At 68.4% G+C, this 17,901-nt stretch carries 15 protein-coding genes; 10 read left to right on the forward strand and 5 right to left on the reverse strand.

Annotated elements, in window-relative coordinates; all coding sequences use genetic code 11:
- Window positions 1–22: 22 nt before the first annotated feature.
- The 3 genes from N4261_RS23435 to N4261_RS23445 all read right to left on the reverse strand — a co-directional run bounded on the left by N4261_RS23435 (window position 23) and on the right by N4261_RS23445 (window position 3,161).
- Entirely contained in the window at window positions 23–1,234 is a 1,212-nt protein-coding gene (locus N4261_RS23435; RefSeq protein ID WP_261757649.1) for a GGDEF domain-containing protein, read from the reverse strand.
- A 359-nt stretch (window positions 1,235–1,593) separates the two neighbouring features.
- Window positions 1,594–2,391: a DUF72 domain-containing protein gene (locus tag N4261_RS23440; RefSeq protein ID WP_261757650.1), complete on the reverse strand. Its 798-nt coding sequence runs from the start codon at window positions 2,389–2,391 to the stop codon at window positions 1,594–1,596.
- The gene (locus tag N4261_RS23445) at window positions 2,388–3,161 is read right to left on the reverse strand and encodes an ArsR/SmtB family transcription factor (RefSeq protein ID WP_261757651.1); all 774 of its coding nucleotides are present in this window, start codon (window positions 3,159–3,161) and stop codon (window positions 2,388–2,390) included. Before N4261_RS23445 ends, N4261_RS23440 begins: the two co-directional genes overlap by 4 nt.
- Window positions 3,162–3,234: 73 nt before the next feature.
- Here N4261_RS23445 and N4261_RS23450 point away from each other — a divergent pair, with 73 nt between their 5' ends.
- The 5 genes from N4261_RS23450 (at window position 3,235) to N4261_RS23470 (ending at window position 7,583) form a co-directional block, all read left to right on the forward strand.
- Window positions 3,235–4,287 (forward strand): cytochrome P450, encoded by a 1,053-nt coding sequence (locus N4261_RS23450; protein ID WP_261757652.1) that lies wholly within the window; start codon window positions 3,235–3,237, stop codon window positions 4,285–4,287.
- Window positions 4,284–4,631 (forward strand): antibiotic biosynthesis monooxygenase family protein, encoded by a 348-nt coding sequence (locus N4261_RS23455; RefSeq protein WP_261757653.1) that lies wholly within the window; start codon window positions 4,284–4,286, stop codon window positions 4,629–4,631. Before N4261_RS23450 ends, N4261_RS23455 begins: the two co-directional genes overlap by 4 nt.
- Before the next feature lie 194 nt (window positions 4,632–4,825).
- On the forward strand, window positions 4,826–5,353 hold the full coding sequence (locus N4261_RS23460; protein ID WP_261757654.1) for a CreA family protein: 528 nt from the start codon (window positions 4,826–4,828) through the stop codon (window positions 5,351–5,353).
- A 224-nt stretch (window positions 5,354–5,577) separates the two neighbouring features.
- Window positions 5,578–6,759, forward strand: a complete 1,182-nt coding sequence (locus N4261_RS23465) for a GGDEF domain-containing protein (RefSeq protein WP_261757655.1) — start codon at window positions 5,578–5,580, stop codon at window positions 6,757–6,759.
- A 191-nt stretch (window positions 6,760–6,950) separates the two neighbouring features.
- Window positions 6,951–7,583, forward strand: a complete 633-nt coding sequence (locus N4261_RS23470) for a GNAT family N-acetyltransferase (RefSeq protein ID WP_261757656.1) — start codon at window positions 6,951–6,953, stop codon at window positions 7,581–7,583.
- A gap of 155 nt (window positions 7,584–7,738) precedes the next feature.
- On the opposite strand, the gene N4261_RS23475 is transcribed toward N4261_RS23470, so the two are convergent.
- Window positions 7,739–8,485: a TetR/AcrR family transcriptional regulator gene (locus tag N4261_RS23475; RefSeq protein ID WP_261757657.1), complete on the reverse strand. Its 747-nt coding sequence runs from the start codon at window positions 8,483–8,485 to the stop codon at window positions 7,739–7,741.
- Between the two features lie 55 nt (window positions 8,486–8,540).
- Between N4261_RS23475 and N4261_RS23480 the strand changes: the two genes are divergently transcribed.
- Window positions 8,541–9,053 carry a GNAT family N-acetyltransferase gene (locus tag N4261_RS23480; RefSeq protein ID WP_261757658.1) on the forward strand — a complete coding sequence of 171 codons (513 nt, stop codon included), beginning with the start codon at window positions 8,541–8,543 and terminating at the stop codon, window positions 9,051–9,053.
- On the forward strand, window positions 9,050–9,574 hold the full coding sequence (locus N4261_RS23485; RefSeq protein ID WP_261757659.1) for a GNAT family N-acetyltransferase: 525 nt from the start codon (window positions 9,050–9,052) through the stop codon (window positions 9,572–9,574). Before N4261_RS23480 ends, N4261_RS23485 begins: the two co-directional genes overlap by 4 nt.
- A 219-nt stretch (window positions 9,575–9,793) precedes the next feature.
- On the opposite strand, the gene N4261_RS23490 is transcribed toward N4261_RS23485, so the two are convergent.
- The gene (locus N4261_RS23490; protein ID WP_261757661.1) at window positions 9,794–11,053 is read right to left on the reverse strand and encodes a PQQ-dependent sugar dehydrogenase; all 1,260 of its coding nucleotides are present in this window, start codon (window positions 11,051–11,053) and stop codon (window positions 9,794–9,796) included.
- Window positions 11,054–11,305: 252 nt separating this feature from the next.
- Here N4261_RS23490 and fusA point away from each other — a divergent pair, with 252 nt between their 5' ends.
- The 3 genes from fusA to N4261_RS23505 all read left to right on the forward strand — a co-directional run bounded on the left by fusA (window position 11,306) and on the right by N4261_RS23505 (window position 17,865).
- A complete protein-coding gene (gene fusA, locus N4261_RS23495; protein WP_261760833.1) occupies window positions 11,306–13,372 on the forward strand; it encodes an elongation factor G in 2,067 nt (688 codons plus the stop codon).
- 178 nt (window positions 13,373–13,550) lie between these two features.
- Window positions 13,551–14,141, forward strand: a complete 591-nt coding sequence (locus tag N4261_RS23500; RefSeq protein WP_261757662.1) for a hypothetical protein — start codon at window positions 13,551–13,553, stop codon at window positions 14,139–14,141.
- Window positions 14,142–14,904: 763 nt separating this feature from the next.
- Entirely contained in the window at window positions 14,905–17,865 is a 2,961-nt protein-coding gene (locus tag N4261_RS23505; RefSeq protein WP_261757663.1) for a glycoside hydrolase family 9 protein, read from the forward strand.
- Window positions 17,866–17,901 lie beyond the last annotated feature (36 nt).

Genomic DNA, 17,901 nt, shown 5'->3' on the forward strand with positions numbered 1-17,901 from the left:
ATCAGTGGGCAGCACCAGGGCATCAGCAGGCGGCACCCGGCGCCGTGCCGGGTGCGAGGTGCGTCGGCCCCTCGTAGACATGGACGCGGTTGCGTCCGCCGTCCTTGGCGCAGTAGAGCGCTCGGTCCGCCAGGCTGAAGAGCAGGTCGGCCGTCAATGGCGTGTCGGCCGAGGCGACAGAGATGCCTGCAGAGACCGTGAGTCCGAACGGACGGCCCTCCTCGTCGCTCAGCGCCAGCGCCGCCACGGCCATGCGGATCTGGTCAACAAGCTGTCTGGCGCCGGCGGCATCGGTCGCCGGCAGCACCAGTCCGAATTCCTCTCCGCCCCAGCGACCAACCACATCGGAGGCGCGCAGACGTTGCCGCACTTCCTGAGCGAAGGCACGCAGCGCCGCATCGCCGGCGCGATGACCATGCGCATCGTTGACCTGCTTGAAGTGATCCAGGTCCAGCAGCACAAAAGCCACCGGGGTGCGTTCCCGGCGGCCACGCTCCAGCTCGTGGCGCAGCAAGGCATCGGCGGTGCCGCGGTTCAGGCAGCCGGTCAGCGCATCGGTGCAGGCCATGTCCTCCATCCGGCGGGCGATGCGCTCGAAGTTGGCCAGCACGAACCCGAAGCCCGCGCCGATCAGACAGATGAAGCTGAACAGGAAGGTCAGGCCCTGGCCGAGGCTGCTCTGCATGATGTCGAGGTACTCGTCCGGGTGCATCAGCGCGTGGTACGACCGCAGCATCAGACTCACCGCCGCGGCGACCAGCGTCACGCCCACGGAACGCAGCAAGTGTTCCGCCCGCCAGCCTTTGCTCAGCAGCACGACGATGGCCGGCATCAGCAGCGCGGCGAACACCAGCGAGATGGCGCTGGTGCGCAGCGCAAGCGGCCAACTCAGCATCCACGCCGTCATGATCCAGGCCACCCCCGGCGCGAACCACCACACCCAGCGCGGCAGCGAACGTCCCAGGACATGCCGGTAGATGGCCTCGTTGTAGATCACCAGACCCAGGGCGATCAGACCATTGCCAAACAGCGCCGAGATCCAGAGCGGCAAGACCAGCCGCCCCGCCAGCAAGGCAAACCCGGCCAGCAGCGACCACGACCCCCAGGTCCAGATCGCCAGGTCCAGGAATTGCAGCCGGCTCCGCTGGGCCATCCACAGTTGCAACCCGAGCATGGCAAAGCCGCTCAGCAGAGCCAGCATCAAGGTCGGGATGTGGATCATCATGGGCGGCATACGCCCAAAGTGTAGGCAGCCTACGGCATCCGCCAGTGGGGAAATCGCTGCCTCGACGCTGATTGGAGCGGCAAGTCGTCAATAGAACAACGGCGGACACGCCACGGCGAGGTCGCCCCGCTGCCGGACGGCCAAGCGTCCCGGGGTCGGCAGGCGGAGTCGCCCATGGCGTCAACGGGCGACCTTCACATGGCCTCGCCGGATCCCAACAGAGGCAGACTGCGGCCCCGATACGCCTGGCCGTGCCGGCCGGCCGGCCGGATGGCGCGGCGTTCGGCAGAAGCGCCTCCACCCGACGCCCGACGCCCGACGCCCGACGCCCGACGCCAGATGCCGATGGCCGGCGGCCGCGCCGTCGCTCAGCGCAGCCGGTCGATCAGGGCCATCGCCGCCGCCGGCGCGCGCTCCTTGGCGCCGCTGATGAAGTAGAGAAACACGTCGCGCGGCGCGGCCTCGGGGGTCCGCTCGGGCCCGACCAGCGGCAGGCCGTCCGGCTGCCCGCCTGTCTGCCAGCGACGGGCGCAAGCGGCCAACTGGTCCAGCACGGTGTCGTCCACGCCGGTGGGCAGGTCGGCGCGGGTCCGCATGACCCGGGCGTAGACGAAGTCGGCGGTGATGTCGGGGATCGGCGGATAGTCCTCCGATTCGGTGAAAACCACGCCCACGCGGTGGCGCCGGGCCAGCGCCAGGAAGTCGTCGGTCCGAAAGCTCTCGTGCCGGACGTCCAGCGCATGGCGCAGCGGCACGCCGTCCACCTTCGCCGGCAGCAACTGGAGAAAGGCGTCGATGTCCGCCGGATCGAAGCGTTTGGTCGGCGCCAGTTGCCAGACGATGGGTCCGAGCTTGTCGCCGAGCTCGGCCACGCCGCTGTCGATGAAGCGCTGCACCGACTCGCCCGCCTCGGCCAGCACCCGCCGGTTGGTGGCGAAGCGGTTGGCCTTGAGCGAGAAGACGAAGCCCTCCGGCGCGGTGTCACGCCATTTGGCGAAGGTCGCCGGCTTCATGGTGCTGTAGTAGGTGCCGTTGACCTCGATGGCGGTGAGTCGCCGGCTGGCGTATTCCAGCTCCCGGGACGCAGGCAGGTCCTTGGGATAGAAGGTCTCGCGCCAGGGCTCGAAGTTCCAGCCACCGATGCCGACTCGAATCGCGGTGCTCATGAGTTCGTGTCCTCCAGAAGACGGTTGAGTTGGGTCTGACCCCGCCGGGTCAGTCGCAGCGCGCGGCTGTCCAGGTCCGGATCCAGCCAGGCTTGGGTGAGCATCGCCTGCAACCAGGCCGCGCCCAGAGCGCCCCCGAGGTGCGGTCGGCGCTCACTCCAATCCATGCAGGCGCAGGCCAGGCGACGTCGTCGCGCCTGCGTGGCGGCATCCACATCCACACCGAGCCGCGCGAACGCGGCGGCACCGGTCTCGCTCAGCCGGTAGGCACCGGGCTCGTCGGCGGCGGGGACCATCCACCCTTGTCGCAGGGCATGGTCATGCAGGCGCACGCCCCAGTGGCCGGCGAGATGGTCATAGCAGCGTCGCGCCTGGCGCAGCGCCGGCGGTGTGGTCGGCTCGAACTGCGGTCGCGGCCGGCCGGCCAGTACCAGCAGGGCTTCCAGGGCCTGGCCCACGGTGGTGCCTGCCAGCGTGTAGTAGCGATGCTTGCCCTGAGCGAGGCAGGTCACCAGCCCCTGCCCCAGCAACCGCGACAGGTGGGCACTGGCGGTGGACGCCGCCACCTCGCCGACCGCCGCCAGTTCGGTGGCAGTGCGTGCATGGCCATCCATCAGGCAGCACAGCATCCGGGCCCGCACCGGCTCGGCAATGCTCGCGGCCACATCGGCCAGCGCCCGATCGGCGCTGGGCGGCGCAGCGCCTTCCTCGGCAATGGCACTCGTCGGCCTTCGACGCGGAACCGGGCGGTGACGGGCGCTGTCAGTCATGCTTCGATGCTAAGCGAAGCGTGCCCGAGCAGCCACCACGAAGATCTGCTCCATCGATCCGGATTACAGGCCCATGCCCACGCCCATGCCCGCACCCACCACGACAGCTCCGCTGCACGACCCCGACCTGCTGATGCGCCCCCCGGGCGAGCCGCTGCCGCCCTCCCTGGCCTCGCAGGGCGGGCCGCTGGCCGACGTCTTCCAGCGATGGTTGCGACAACGCGACGATCCGCAGCACCGGCCCGAAAAGGCCCTGCTGGTGCTCGCACTGGACGCCCTGACCGAGGACGAGATCCGCACCCATGCCCGCCGACAAGCGGCCATTGCGCGACAAGGCGGATGGTCCCATTGGCACTGGGCCGTCCCGGCATCGACCGTCGCCAGCCTGTCCGGGCTCCGGATAACGCGGCTGGAGGACCAACGCCGTCTGCACGACGCGCTTCGTGCGATCGCAGCCGGCTTGGCGGCGGATGCCGATGCCGGGGCGGTGCAGCTCGCCGGTGAAGCGGTCGACGCGCTGCTGGGCGCGCTTGATGCCGCGGAGCAGCAGTCGCCCGAGGCGCCGCTGCAAGCGCTGCTGCATGTGCACGCGCCACCGTCGCAGTGGACCGATCGCACCGTCTTCAATGCCAACCGACTCGCGTTGATCTGGCAAAGCCACGAAGCCGGCGCCGCCTTGACCGGGCACGCCCTGCTCGCCATGCGGGCGGGGATCACGCCGCATTCGGGTGCCCAAGCCCCATCGCTGGACGGCTTGATGGCCATCGCCCGCGACGGTGGCGCGGTGCGCCATACCCGCCGCTTTCGGCGAGGCACGGACCGCGCCTCCGACCCAGCGTCCGAGGACCCCATCGCCCGCGGCCTCGGGCCTGGTGCCGCACCCACCGTTGGTGAGGCTGTCACCGTCGCGCTGGCGGGCACCGAGCATCCGTTCGGCGACGGCCCGCACCGCTGCCCGGGTCAGCGACTGGCGCTCACCTCGATTCATGCCGCGCTGGCTTGGCTCTGTGAGCAGCCTGGACTGCGCTGGCCCGCGCCGATTGACCCCCTGTCCTTGCCGAACATGCAGATCCCGCAGTTTCCGCCGTTGGCGATGACGATGCACCCTCACGAGGCCGCCCCATGATCGCTGTCATCTTCGAAGTCACGCCCAGCGATGGTGGCCGCGACCGCTATCTGGAACTCGCGGCCGCCCTCAAGCCGCTGCTGCAGGAGATCGACGGCTTCATCAGCATCGAGCGCTTCCAGAGCCTGACGGATCCCACGCGGCTGCTGTCGCTGTCCTTCTGGCGCGATGAAGCGGCCGTGCTGGCCTGGCGCCGACTAGAAGCGCATCGCGCGGCGCAGTCGGAGGGACGCGCCGGCGTGTTCGCCGACTATCGGCTTCGGGTGGCGACCGTCGTGCGCGATTACGGCCTGCACGCACGCGACCAGGCCCCCGCCGACAGCCGCGCCCGGCATGGCATCTGACCAAGTGCCGCATTGAATGAGATGCGATGGAAGATCAGCCCAAGGTCAACCCATCGAAGGGGCGGCCGGACCGCGCGTGTCGACGGCGTATTGACGGGTCGAGCGCCCGTTCCTGCAATGGCGTGACCGCTGGATCCCCTCGCCGTTCCTGACGCCGGCGCGTGCTACAACGCCGGCAACAAGGAGCCCGCAACATGCATGACCTGTCCTCGCTTTTCAGCCGCCGCCCAGGCGCCGTGGTTCGTCCGTTCGTGGCCATCGCCGCCCTGGCGCTGGGACTGGCGAGCCCGGCGGTGAAGGCCGCCGAGGCCGACGCCATCGGCGAAGTCGACACCGTTTTCAAGCTGATCGGACCGGATCACAAGATCGTGGTGGATGCCTACGACGATCCCGGCGTGGTCGGCGTGACCTGCTACGTCTCGCGTGCCAAGACCGGCGGCGTCAAGGGCGCGCTGGGACTGGCGGAAGACAAGTCGGAAGCCTCCATCGCCTGCCGCGCGGTCGGCCCCATCAGCTTCCCCAAGCCCCTGCCGCGCAAGGAAGAAGTGTTCTCCGAACGGCGCTCGCTCGTCTTCAAGCGGCTGCGGGTGGTGCGGATGATCGATCCCAAGCGCAACACCCTGGTCTATCTGACCTACTCCGACCGGGTCATCGAAGGTTCGCCGCAGAACAGCGTGACGGCGGTGCCGGTGGATCGCGCCACGCCGATTCCGTTGAAGTAGCGCAAGCGGCGACCTGGCGACCTCGCAGGCACGCCCCTTCGCGGACACCCCCTCCCAACGGGACGCTGAACGCGAAGTGGGGGACACCGGCACCGAACCGGATGGACGCGCTGCACCGAGTTGGTACGCTACGACCAGCCTTTGTCCTGCCGCCCCCCGGCGCGCGCGGGGCGCGGGCCACAATCGTCCGATCGCCACCGCCGTCGCCAGGCCACACCGCAACGATGCGCTTCGACGTTCCCACCCTCTTCAGCCTGCTGCTGATCCAGTCGGCCGCGCTGGCCGTGCTGCTGCCCCTGCTGCTGGGCTGGTGCGACAGCCAAGGCGCGCGCATGGCGCAGTTGAGCGCGGCGGCTCAAGCGGCGGGCTGGGCGCTGCTGCTGTTGCCCGGCGAGGGACATCGACTGCTGGCGACGGTCGCACTCGGCTGTCTGAGCGGCAGCCTGACGCTGCTGTGGATGGCGGTCGATCGCTGGCTGCCCGGACGCACCGGCCGCTGGTTGCAGTGGGGCATGCCGGCCGTGGTGATGGTGGGCTACGGGTTGGGCGCTGCCGACTACGGGTTTCGGCTGGCCTGGTCGAATGGCTGTTTGGGCCTTCAACTGCTGGCGCTGTGCGGCAGCCTGCTGCAGCGCGTCAAGCACGGCCCCATCGGCCATCTGCGCTGGCGCTGGCTGCTGACGGCCAGCCTGGGCCTGCTGGCCTTGCTGAATCTGGCGCGCGCTTACCTGGCCGGCACTGACACGCCCCATCTGCCGAGCTTCGATGCCGAGCATCCCTTGAACATGGCGTTCGCGGTGACGGCGAATGTGTGCGTCGTGGCCGCAGCGATTGCCATCCTGGTGGCCTGGCGGGGCGAAAGCGAGGCCGAGCTCCGCCGTCTCGCGCAGGTCGACGCGGCCACCGGACTGGCCAACCGACGCGCTTTCCAGCAACGGTCGGTGGACATGATCTCGATGGCACGCCGCTACAACGAGCCGCTGATGCTGCTGGTGATGGACCTGGACGGGCTCAAGGCCATCAACGCCCGGCACGGCGATGCCCAGGGCGACGCCGCGATCGCGCTGTTCGGCCGCTGCCTGGATGAGCAAAAGCGCCTGGGCGACCTGGTCGCCCGGTTGGATGGCCAACGCTTCGCGGTGCTGATGGCGCGCTCCGACCTGGTCGGCCCTCCCGCGCTGGATCGCCGCCTGCGCGATGCGTTGCTCGCGGCCTGCCCGCACACTCTCGGTTTCCCGCTGCCCTATTCGGCAGGCTGGGGCAAGTTGCGCTCGGGTGATCGCAATGTGGAAGACCTGCTGCGTCGCGCCGAGGCCGCGCTCTATGCGGCCAAGCGTCAGGGCCGGGATCGGCTGTGTGCCGAGCCGGGGCTGGAAGCCGAGCTGAGCGTCGCCGCATCGGCCTGAGGCGAGGTCCGTCCGACCTTCGGAGCCCACGCGCTGTGCCCGGTCGGCGCCATGAAGCCAAATGTGACGAAAAGAACGCCAATCGCCCGCGCGAGTCGCTGTCGCGGTCGGCTGGCATAGGCTTTGCATCAGGGTTTTCCAGGTCCCGTCCGCATGACGGTGAAGCAGTCAAGACCTGGAGTACTCCACCCATGTATGTCGCTCTCAGCCCTACGGCCGTTCCTGCCCGCGCTCCGCGCGCCCTCACCGCTCTGGCGGCGGACACCGCCGCCGCCCCGTCCCTGCAGCGTGCGCCGATCGAGGTCGTCAAGCTCAGCTCGCGCGATCTTCAATGGCTGCCGGCCCTGACGAATCTGCTGATCGACAACGTCCACCAGGGCGCGACAGTGGGCTTCCTGGCGCCGCTGTCGCGCTATGCGGCGCTGGATTACTGGCACGGCGTGTTCGCCCGTCTGGGGCAGCATCACAGCCTGTGGATCGCCTGCGAATCCGACGGACCGGGCCGACTGCTCGGCGCGGTGCAGCTGTCGCTGTGCCCGCTGGCCAACGCGCACCACCGTGGGGAAGTGCAACGGCTGATGGTGCACACCCAGGAACGCGGACGCGGCGTGGCCAGTCAGTTGATGAGCCGCCTGGAATGCACCGCCGCCACGCAGAACCGCTACCTGCTGCAACTGGAGACCGCCGCCGATTCACAGGCCGAGGCCGTCTTTGCCCATCTCGGCTGGCAACGTGCCGGCCAGATTCCTGACCACTGCCACGGCGCAGAAGGTCAACTGCAGAGCGTGGCGATCTACTACAAGCGGCTGCCGCATCTGGTGTGAGCGGCGCCGGGGCTCGCGCCGAGCGGCGCGAAGCCCCGTCAGGATGCCGGTGCCGACCGCATCGAGCAACCCGCCCGATCACTCGGCCGCGCCCCCGACGCGCGATCCGCTCTGCCCTCTGGGCGGACGACGGGCAACAAGCCGCCCTGCGCCTCTCAGAGTCCGGCCAGCAAGGCCGCCAGCCGCTTGCTGCGGGGCAGCTCACCACCGAGCGCAGCCAGCCCCCCCAGCTCCAGCATCACCAGGCCGTGCAACCCGGCCCACAAGGCTGCGCCTCGCTCTGCGGGCAGCGGCAGCGCCTCGCCCAGGCCCGCCATGACCGCGGACCGCAATGCCAAGGGTGTGTCGAGCATCAGCAATCGATAGTCGTGGGGATGCTGCAAGCCCCATTGCACGAAGGCGCGCGCGACGGCAGCGGGCTCCGCGCCAGGCTCAGCACCATCGAGCGCGCCCTGCAAGCGGATCAGCAGGGTCTGAAGGCTGTCCTGAGCCAGGCGGGTGAGCAGCTCGTTCTTGTCGGCGAAGAAGCTGTAGAGCGTCGCATGTGAATAGCCGACGGCCGCACCCACTTCGCGCAGCGTGACCGCCTCTGGCCCTCGGGCCGCGAACAGATCGCGGGCCGCGGCCAGGATGCCGGCCTCCAGCGCCTGCTTCTGTGCGGCCCGGCGTTGCTGGGCGGCGGTGCCCGTCGAGCGCGAGGGATCGGCCTCTGCGCCCTTGCGCTGCGCCTGGCGCTTGAGCGGCCCCTCCGGTTTGACCAGTTTCTGACGAACGCGCGGTTGCGGCTTGGCCAGCGGACGGGTGTCGGCGTCTGTCGGCGCCTCCTGCACCACGCCTGCGCTGCGGTGCAGACCCTTGGGACCGCTCGGTCTCGGATCCGGACTTGTTGGTTTGCTAACCATTGGTTAGTATTTCATCCATCAATGCCACAAGCCGACGACGATGCCACAAACGTCAATGATTGAGAAGTCCATCGTCCTTGAGGAAGTCGCTGCGGATCATCCGGACGCGCGGCGGATGATGGAAGAACTCAACCAACGGTTGGCCGAGTTGAGCGGCGACTCCGGCGCCTCCGGCTTCCGCATCGACCAGATGGTGCCTGGCCGCTCGATCTTCCTGGTCGCACGGGACGCGCATCGTCAACTGGTGGGCTGCGGTGCCCTGCGCCCGTTGGCCGAGGCCGGTGATGCGCCGGTCGCCGAGTTGAAGCGGATGTATGCACGTGCCGGAAGCCGCGGGGTGGGGGCGGCGCTGCTGGCTCGACTGGAGCAGGCCGCGCAGGTCATGGGTTATCGCGCGCTGTGGCTGGAGACGCGTCGCATCAATCTGCGGGCGCTGCAGTTCTATCAGCGGCATGGCTACCGAGAGATCCCGAACTACGGTGGGTACGTCGGCAGGACCGACGCGATCTGCCTGGGCAAGCGCTTGCCCGTCCCGACCTTCAGCCCCCTTCACAGGATCCCATCATGACCGCCGCACACCCCGCCCCGCTTGAACTGACCCGCCACGATCGCGACTGGCTCACTGCCCTCGGAGAACTGTTCTTCGACGTGGTCGATGACGGCGCCTCCCTGGGCTTCCTGGCCGAGGTGGGCGAAGGCGAGATGCGCGAGTACTGGGAAGGCGTCTTCGACGCGCTGGGCGAGCGCCAGCGGTTGTGGATCGTGCATCAGGGCGGGCGGGTTCTGGGCACGGTGCAGCTGTCGATGTGCAGCAAGCCGAACGGCCGCCACCGTGCCGAGGTGCAGAAGCTGATGGTGCATCCCCATGCGCGTCGCGGTGGCATTGCCGCCCGGCTCATGGCGGCCGCCGAAGGCGGCGCACGCGCGCAGGGCCTGTCGCTGCTGGTGCTGGACACCACCGCCCAGTCCGCCGCCGAGCCGTTCTATCAATCCCTGGGTTGGCAGCGGGTGGGAGAGATCCCGCATTTCGCCGCCAATCCGGATGGCACCCTCGCGCCCACCGCCCTCTACTGGAAGCGGCTGGATTGAGCGGTGGCGCGGGCCCAAGCGGCGTTTCCAAGCCGTTCGGGGGGCGTCACAGGCTGACCCTCCTGTTGCCTCGGAAGTGAGTCGGCCTGGTCGTCCGCACGTGGGCCTTCACGGCCGACCTCACACGACGGCCTGTCGTTCGCTCTTCTCTGCAAGATCTTCGCTGGATGATCTTCGCTGGATGAGCGTGACGCGTCTTACCGAGCCCCTACGGCGACCTCACTTGGCCAGGCGCAGCAACTTGCCCCCATCGGTAACCATCAGCAGCGCGCCGTCCTGGGCCTGGACGACATCGCGGAAGCGCTCGCCCAGCGAGCCATACATCTTTTCGCGGGCCACGACCCGATCGCCGTCCAGCGTCAGCCGCCACAAGGCCTGACCGGCCAGCGACCCGGAAAACAACTGCCCGCGCCACTGCGGGAACATCGTGCCGGTATAGAAGACGAGCCCCGCCGGGGCGATGGACAGCGGCACCCAGGTGGTCAGCGGCTCGACGAACTCCGGCGCCTGCTTGCCGCCGCCGAGGCGGCAGGCCTCGCCGACCGGCGAGCCGTAGGGGCAGCCATAGCTGCGCACGGGCCAGCCATAGTTCTGACCGGCGCGGGCGATGTTGATCTCGTCGCCGCCTTGCGGGCCGTGCTCGCTGACCCAGAGTTCGCCGGTCTGCGGATGCAATGCCGCGCCCTGGATGTTGCGATGGCCGTAGCTCCAGATGCCGGGCCTGGCCGTGGCGCCGAGTGACGGGTTGTTCGATGGCAGGCTGCCGTCGCGGTTGAGGTGGATCACCTTGCCCAGCGTCTGCGCCAGGTCTTGCGACGGCTGACCCTTCATGCGTTCGCCGGTGGTGATGAACACGGTCTTGTCGCGCGCAAAGACGATCCGCGAGCCGTAATGTCCGACGCTGTCGACCTTCGGCTGCTGACGGAAGATCACCTGCAGGTCCACCAGTTGGTCGCCCTTGAGGCGGCCGCGCGCGACCGAAGTGCCTGCCAGCCTGGCCTCGGCGCCGGTGCCGGGTTCGGAATAGGACAGGTAGACCCAGTTCTCGCCGGCAGCGAAGTCGGGGTCGATCGCAATGCCCAGCAGGCCGCCCTGGCCGACATCCAGCACCTTGGGCACGCCGCTCACGGTCGCCAGCAGCTTGCCGGCCGTGGACACCCGCACCAAGGTGCCGCCCTTCTGGGTGATGAGCAAATCGCCGCTGGGCAGTTGCGCCATGCCCCATGGTCGATCCAGGCTGGTGCTGAGCGTCTGCAGCGGGGGCGCGTTCTCCGCCACGGTGTCGGTCTGCGCCATGCGGTCGACCGGCCGTGCCGTGCCCGACTGCATCGCAGCCGCAGCCGCTGCCGCAGTGGCCGTCGGCGTCGCGGTCCCATCCGCCGCCCCGGCGCCACCGGCGCTCATGCCGATCGCCACGACGCAGGCCGCCCACCGCGTGACGCCCCAGCCGCAGGCCGTCTTCCCCTTGCTCACACCCATCGCCCACCCCTTCATTTCAGAACGTCGGAGTCTAGACGCCCCAGGGCGGCGGCACCCGCAGGAAGGCCCTGCCTCGGGCATCGGCCCTTGTGCGGGTGAGTCGCTTCCTCTACGCTGGCCGCAGTCCGGCTCCGTCCCCACGTCCCCACCTCCGTCACGCATGAGAGGAGCGAGCCCATGTCCACCCGCCCGACCCCACCCGACGCGCCCACCGAGCGCACCGGGCGACCTGCCGACGTCGCCACACCGGTGATGCCGGTGAATCCTGCGATTGCGGCGATCCGCACCCTCGCCCTCACCGGTCCGGCCGGCGCCGGCAAGACCTCGCTGGCCGAGGCCCTGCTGCTCAAGGCCGGCACGATCAAGACTGCCGGTGCGGTGGAGAAAGGCAATACGGTCAGCGACCACGACCCGCTCGAGAAACGGATGCAGCACTCGCTGCAGACCACGCTGATGCACATCGCGCATGGCGGCCTGCGCATCCATTTGCTGGACACGCCCGGCGCGCCGGACTTCATCGGACAGGCGCTGCCGGCGCTGGAAGCGGTGGAGACCGTGGCCGTGGTGATCAATGCGCAGGCCGGCATCGAGCTGATGGCCCAACGCATGATGGCCGCAGCCGCGCAACGTGGACTGACGCGCCTGATCATCGTCAACAAGATCGAGGCGCCCGGCGTGAACCTCGCTGCGCTGCTGGACCAACTGCGTGAGACCTTCGGCCGCGAATGCCTGCCGCTGAATCTGCCCGCGGCCCAGGGCACGCGGGTGCAGGACTGCTTCTTCGGTTGCAGCGGGACCAGCGATTTCGGCTCGGTCGAGGCGGCGCATCGTGCCCTGGTCGAGCAGGTGGTGGAGGTCGATCCTGAGTTTGTCGATCGCTATCTGAACGACGGCGATGTCCCCGCCAGCGAACTGCATGCGCCGCTGGAGCAGGCCTTTCGCGAAGGCCATCTGATCCCGGTGTGCTTCGTGTCGACGAAATGCGGCGCGGGGATCGCCGAACTGCTGGACGTCATCGAGAAGCTGCTGCCGAATCCGTATGAGGCGAATCCGCCGCAGTTCCTGAGGGGCGAAGGCGAGGCCGCGCAGCCGCTGCAGGTGGTGATGGATCCGGACCAGCATGTGGTGGCGCATGTGTTCAAGATCCAGTCGGATCCCTACCTCGGCAAACTGGCGATGGTTCGGGTCCATCAGGGCACGCTCCGCCGCCATGCGCAGCTCTACGTCGGCCATGCCCGCAAGCCGGTGCGTGTGGCGCATCTGTTCATGTTGCAGGGCAAGGAGCATGTCGACATCGAGCAGGCGCTGCCCGGCGACTTGTGCGCCTTGGCCAAGCTGGACGAACTGCACTTCGACGCGGTGCTGCACGATGCCCCCGAGGACGAGCATCTGCACCTCGCGCCGGTCACGCTGCCGACGCCGGTGCATGGACTCGCCCTGCGACCCACGCGCCATGGCGACGAACAGCGGCTGTGGGAGGTGCTGGCGCGCCTGGTGGAGGAGGATCCCTGCCTGCGCCTGGAACGTGGCGGCGATCAGGCCGGCATCGGGGCCCAGGGCGGCGAGACACTGATCTACGGCCTGGGCGAATTGCACCTGCGGGTGCTGCTGGATCGCCTGAGAGAGACCTACAAGTTCGATGTCCAGACCCAGCCGCCGCGCATCGGTTATCGAGAGACGATCTCCGCCGCCGCCGAGGGCCACCATCGCCACAAGAAACAGACCGGCGGCGCGGGTCAGTTCGGTGAGGTGTGGTTGCGCATCGAGCCCCTGGAGCGCGGCGCCGGATTCGAGTTTCGGGATGAGGTGAAGGGCGGCACCGTGCCCAGCCAGTTCATGCCGGCGGTGGAAAAGGGCGTGCGTCAGGCGTTGGCGGCGGGCGTGGTGGCGGGCTATCCGCTGGTCGATCTGCGGGTGACGGTGTTCGACGGCAAGCACCATTCGGTGGACTCCAAGGAAGTCGCCTTCATCGCCGCCGGACGCAAGGCGCTGGTCGCGGCGGTCAGAGAGGCGCGTCCGCTGGTGCTGGAGCCCATCGTGCAGGTGGAGATCCATGCCCCGGAATCCGCCACCGGCGACATCACCGGTGATCTGGCTTCGCGGCGCGGCCAGGTCAGCGGCACCCGCAGCAGCGTGCCCGGACAGATCAGCGTGGAAGGACTGGTGCCCCTGGCCGAGCTCACCGCCTATCAGAACCGGCTCAATGCCATGACCAGCGGCCAGGGGCGCTACAGCATGGTGCTGTCCCATTACGAGGCGGTGCCGCCCAGCACGCAGGCACAGCTGTCGTCCAGCTATCAGCTCAAGGACGACGACTAGGCGAACGGTGGGCGGCGTGCCATGGCCATCGGGGCCGCCGTCGTTCCGGCCGGGGGATCCCGTGCGGGCGAGTCTCCGGTGGACGACGCGTGGAAAGACGCGAGGGAAGACCCGGGGGGAGCGCGGCCGGTGGGCGCCGCCGAATCGCTCCGGATGAACGAAGCTTTATCATGGGGGCATGTATTCCGCCTCCCGCGACGTCGCGCAGATCCGATTGGACAACGCGATGCGCCTGTTCGAAGAGTTCGTTGCTGCCACCGTCAAGCATCCCGATGCCGCTGCCCTGCGTGGGCTGGAGCGGCGTTTTGCGGAGCGCTTGCAGATTCAACCCAGCTACTGGAGCCAGATCAAGAGCCGCTCCCGCCAGATCGGTGAGCGCCTGGCCCGCCAGTTCGAACAGCTGAGTCACAAGCCCATGGGCTGGATGGACCAGGCGCATGGCGTCTCGGCCGCTTCCACCATGACGCCGGGTGCAGTGCCCGGCGCGGCATCGGCCTCCACCATGGCGCCTTCGGCCGAGCCGCCCTCGCACCTGCCGCAGGACGAGGATGAGCGATTCATCGTCGGCCTGGTGCTGACCTACTACCGACGCCATCCCCAGCGTGCACGCACCCGCTTGCTTGACCTGCTCGGCGAGGTGCTGACGCCCACGACGCCCGCCACCGCACCCGCACCAGTGGCCAAGGCTGCCCCCTCTCCCACCGCCCCCGTCGACGAGTGGCGCAAGCTGCAGCAGAGCATTGCGCCGCTGAAACCGAAGAAGCGCTGAGCGCTGATGAGTCATTCCATTCATTCGGAATGGATGGCGACCGTGCAGTCACGCACCGGGGCCGCGACACGTCGACCTGCATCGCTCTGCGTGCCCTTGAGTGCCCCTGCGTCACTCGCCTCGCAACAGCTCGCAACACGTCGCTTGATGCGCGCGTGACCGCTCCCGGATCTGTCACTGCACACACGGGGCCAGGTGTTGCCTGGCACGTCACTGATCCAGGCGACGGCCATGACCGTGCCTGTGTAACGTCCTGCGTGGACATGTTGAAAACGCGCGGCGCCATGTCGCGCGTCCTGCCGGGACGACCCGCCACGGGGCCGCGATAAGCGCCTGTCCATGGGATTCGCGCCCCTGTTTCCTGGGGCGCACCCAATTGCCACTGACACCGAATGTTTCGCAGTACGGTGGTTGACGATCGCCCCAATTCGGACGAGCATGCCCCACATGGATTCACGACTCTGACAGCCGTGAATCGATGACAGGGAATCGCGGTGGCCATGCGTCCATCAGCGAGGTCCTGATGTGCTGAGGCTCGTGTGCTCGACGTTGACCTCGGCAGAAAAAACAGCAACGCGCGGTTGAGGGGCCAAGTCCATTGGCCTTTTTTGGGCATCAACCTGACAGCGTTGTCTACAACGAGCACACCAAACGAGATTGATCGGGAAAGTCAGGCCAGGAGCTCCTTCAAAAGGAGCCCAGGCGAGCAGCCGCATGGATGTGTTGCGGCCGTCAGATCCATACCCAACCCGGAGACAACGGTATGAGCAGATTGATTGATGGACGCCGACTGGGAGGGCGCTGGGCCGCCCCCCTGTTGGCACTGAGCCTGGCGGCTTGCGGAGGCGGAGAGACCGCACAGCAGAAAGCCAATCCGATGAGCGCCGACGCAGGCTCCAACGCGAACGCGCTGGCGGTGACGAAGGCCGCTGCGGCACCGGCGTACAACTACGCCGAGGCCTTGCAGAAGGCCATCCTCTTCTACGAGGCCCAGCAGTCCGGCAAGAAGCCCGACTGGAACCGCGTGAGCTGGCGGGGCGATTCACGCCTGACCGACGGCAGCGACGTCGGTCTGGACTTGACCGGCGGCTGGTACGACGCAGGCGACCACGTCAAGTTCGGCTTCCCCGCCGCCTCGACCGCGACCCAGTTGGCCTGGGGCGCGCTGGAGTTCGAGGCGGGTCACAAGGACGCCGGCCAGCACGACGCCTTGCTGCGCAACCTGCGCTGGATCAACGACTACTTCATCAAGGCGCATCCGAGCGCCAACGTGTTCTACGGCCAGGTCGGCAACGGCAGCACCGACCACAGCTGGTGGGGTCCGGTGGAGGTCTATCCCAAAGAAGCGCCGGCCTACAAGATCGATGCGACCTGCGGCGGGTCCGACCTCGCCGGTGAGACCGCGGCCGCCATGGCCGCCGCCTCCATGGTGTTCAAGTCCAGCGATCCGACCTATGCGGCGACGCTGCTGACCCATGCCCGACAGCTCTACACGCTGGCCGACACCAAGCGCCAGAAGTACGTCGAGTGCATCACCGATGCGCAGGGCTACTACAACTCGTGGTCGGGCTATTCCGACGAACTGGCCTGGGGCGCCATCTGGCTCTACCGCGCCACCGGCGAGGCCGCCTACCTGACCAAGGCCGAGAGCTTCGTCACGACCGGCGCCGGCGGCTTCGGCAGCGAAGGTCAGACGGCCTATCTGCCCTACAAGTGGACGCAGGACTGGGACAGCAAACACTACGGCAGCTACCTGCTGCTGGCACGCCTGACCGGCAAGCAGAAGTACAAGGACGCGATCGAGCGCAACCTGGCCTATTGGACGACCGGCACGCCCGAAGGCGAGCGCGTGACCTACACACCGGGCGGCCTGGCGTGGCTGTCGCAATGGGGCTCGCTGCGCTATGCGCTCAATGAATCGTTCATCGCCCTGGCCTATGCCAAGGATGTGACCGATGCCACCAAGCAGCAGCGCTATCGCGACTTCGCGATGCAGCAGTTGAACTACGCGCTGGGCAGCAATCCGCGCCGCAGCAGCTACCTCATCGGCTTCGGCGCCAACTCGCCTCAGCATCCGCACCATCGCACCGCACACGGTTCCTGGTCCGACAGCCAAAGCTTGCCGACCAACCATCGGCACGTGCTCTACGGCGCCATGGTGGGCGGACCCAATGCCACCGACGGCTACACCGACTCGATCAACGACTACGTCTCCAACGAAGTCGCCATCGACTACAACGCCGCCGTCGTCGGCGTGCTCGCCGGTGCGCAGCAGCTGTTCCCGGGCAGCGTGCCCTTGGCCAACTTCCCGCAGGCAGAGGTGCCGACCGACGACCAGTACTTCGTCGAAGCGGCGCTCAACAGCACCGGCAACACCTACACCGAGGTGAAGGCGGTGGTGAACAACCGCAGCGGCTGGCCGGCCCGTGTGGCCGACAAGCTCAGCCTGCGCTACTACCTGGACCTCAGCGAGGTGATCGCTGCCGGCCGCAGCGCGGCGGACCTCAAGGTCAGTTCCAACTACAACGAGGGCGGCGTGGCCCGCGGCCTGGTGCGTTGCGGTGCGAGCAACCTCTACTACGTCACCGGCGATTTCAGCGGCACGAAGATCTACCCCGGCGGCCAGTCGGCCTACAAGAAGGAGATCCAGATCCGCATCGCCGCGCCGGACGGCACGACCTACTGGAACCCGGCCAACGATCCGTCCTATGCGGGACTGGGCGCGCCCGGCACCGCGGCGGTCAAGGTGTCCAACATCACGCTCTATGACGACGGCCGCAAGGTCTGGGGCAACGAGCCGGCGGCCTGCGGCGGCGTGGCACTGCCCGTGCCCGCCACGCCCACCAGCCTCGCGGCGACGGCCGGCGTAGGCAGCATCAGCCTGAGCTGGGCGGCGTCCACCAACGCCACCGGCTACTCGCTGAAGCGCTCGACCAGCGGCACGGCCGGCAGCTTCGCGCTGGTGGCCTCGCCCGCCGGCACGAGCTATGTGGACAGTGGTCTGGCAGGCGGCACCCGCTACTACTACACCGTCAGCGCCCGCAACGACTCCGGTGAGAGCGCGGCCAGCGACGCCGTCTGGGCCAGCACGCCCGTCGGCGCGCCCGCCTCGCCCGCGCCGACCGCCACCGCCGGCAATGCGAAGGTGACCCTCAACTGGCCCGCCGTGACCGGTGCCGCCAGCTATGAGGTTTCGCGCGCCACCAGCGCCACCGGCGGCTACACCGCACTGGCCAGCGGCCTGACCGCGTTGACCTACGCCGACAGCGGCCTCACCAACGGCAGCACCTACTTCTACAAGGTGGGCGCCCGCAACACGGCCGGGGTCACGTTGTCCGACCCGGTCTCGGCCACGCCCAGCGCAGGTGGTGGTGGTGGTGGTGGCGGTGGTGGCACCACCAACTGCACCCTGACGCTCGACACCACGAGCGACTGGGGCAGCGGGCAGGTGCTGCGCGTGCTGCTCAGCAATGCGGGAACGACGCCCATCACCAACTGGGGGCTGAGCTTCACCGAGAGCAACACCATCACCATCGCCAACAGCTGGAGCGGCACCTTCGCCGTCACCGGCAACAAGGTGACCTTCGCCCCGGCCAGCTGGAACAGCACCGTGCAGGCCGGCGCCAGCATTGATGCTGGCATGCAGTTGGGCTACAGCGGGGCCAAGCCCACGCCCAGCGCCGTCGTGATGACCGGCGCGAGCTGCACCGTCGTCGTCAAGTAACCCATTTTTCGATCGCCCCTGAAGCCCGCCATTGGT

The sequence above is a fragment of the Roseateles amylovorans genome (assembly GCF_025398155.2).
Classification (GTDB): Bacteria; Pseudomonadota; Gammaproteobacteria; order Burkholderiales; family Burkholderiaceae_C; genus Roseateles; species Roseateles amylovorans.

What these genes read in the sequence shown, in the direction of transcription:
- N4261_RS23465 (WP_261757655.1), top strand. Translation starts at nt 5,578, where the DNA reads ATGCGCTTCGACGTTCCCACCCTCTTCAGCCTGCTGCTGATCCAGTCG.
- N4261_RS23485 (WP_261757659.1), top strand. Translation starts at nt 9,050, where the DNA reads ATGACCGCCGCACACCCCGCCCCGCTTGAACTGACCCGCCACGATCGC.
- fusA (WP_261760833.1), top strand. Translation starts at nt 11,306, where the DNA reads ATGCCGGTGAATCCTGCGATTGCGGCGATCCGCACCCTCGCCCTCACC.
- N4261_RS23460 (WP_261757654.1), top strand. Translation starts at nt 4,826, where the DNA reads ATGCATGACCTGTCCTCGCTTTTCAGCCGCCGCCCAGGCGCCGTGGTT.
- N4261_RS23480 (WP_261757658.1), top strand. Translation starts at nt 8,541, where the DNA reads ATGATTGAGAAGTCCATCGTCCTTGAGGAAGTCGCTGCGGATCATCCG.
- N4261_RS23435 (WP_261757649.1), bottom strand. Translation starts at nt 1,234, where the DNA reads ATGCCGCCCATGATGATCCACATCCCGACCTTGATGCTGGCTCTGCTG.
- N4261_RS23455 (WP_261757653.1), top strand. Translation starts at nt 4,284, where the DNA reads ATGATCGCTGTCATCTTCGAAGTCACGCCCAGCGATGGTGGCCGCGAC.
- N4261_RS23470 (WP_261757656.1), top strand. Translation starts at nt 6,951, where the DNA reads ATGTATGTCGCTCTCAGCCCTACGGCCGTTCCTGCCCGCGCTCCGCGC.
- N4261_RS23500 (WP_261757662.1), top strand. Translation starts at nt 13,551, where the DNA reads ATGTATTCCGCCTCCCGCGACGTCGCGCAGATCCGATTGGACAACGCG.
- N4261_RS23445 (WP_261757651.1), bottom strand. Translation starts at nt 3,161, where the DNA reads ATGACTGACAGCGCCCGTCACCGCCCGGTTCCGCGTCGAAGGCCGACG.
- N4261_RS23440 (WP_261757650.1), bottom strand. Translation starts at nt 2,391, where the DNA reads ATGAGCACCGCGATTCGAGTCGGCATCGGTGGCTGGAACTTCGAGCCC.
- N4261_RS23490 (WP_261757661.1), bottom strand. Translation starts at nt 11,053, where the DNA reads ATGGGTGTGAGCAAGGGGAAGACGGCCTGCGGCTGGGGCGTCACGCGG.
- N4261_RS23505 (WP_261757663.1), top strand. Translation starts at nt 14,905, where the DNA reads ATGAGCAGATTGATTGATGGACGCCGACTGGGAGGGCGCTGGGCCGCC.
- N4261_RS23475 (WP_261757657.1), bottom strand. Translation starts at nt 8,485, where the DNA reads ATGGTTAGCAAACCAACAAGTCCGGATCCGAGACCGAGCGGTCCCAAG.
- N4261_RS23450 (WP_261757652.1), top strand. Translation starts at nt 3,235, where the DNA reads ATGCCCACGCCCATGCCCGCACCCACCACGACAGCTCCGCTGCACGAC.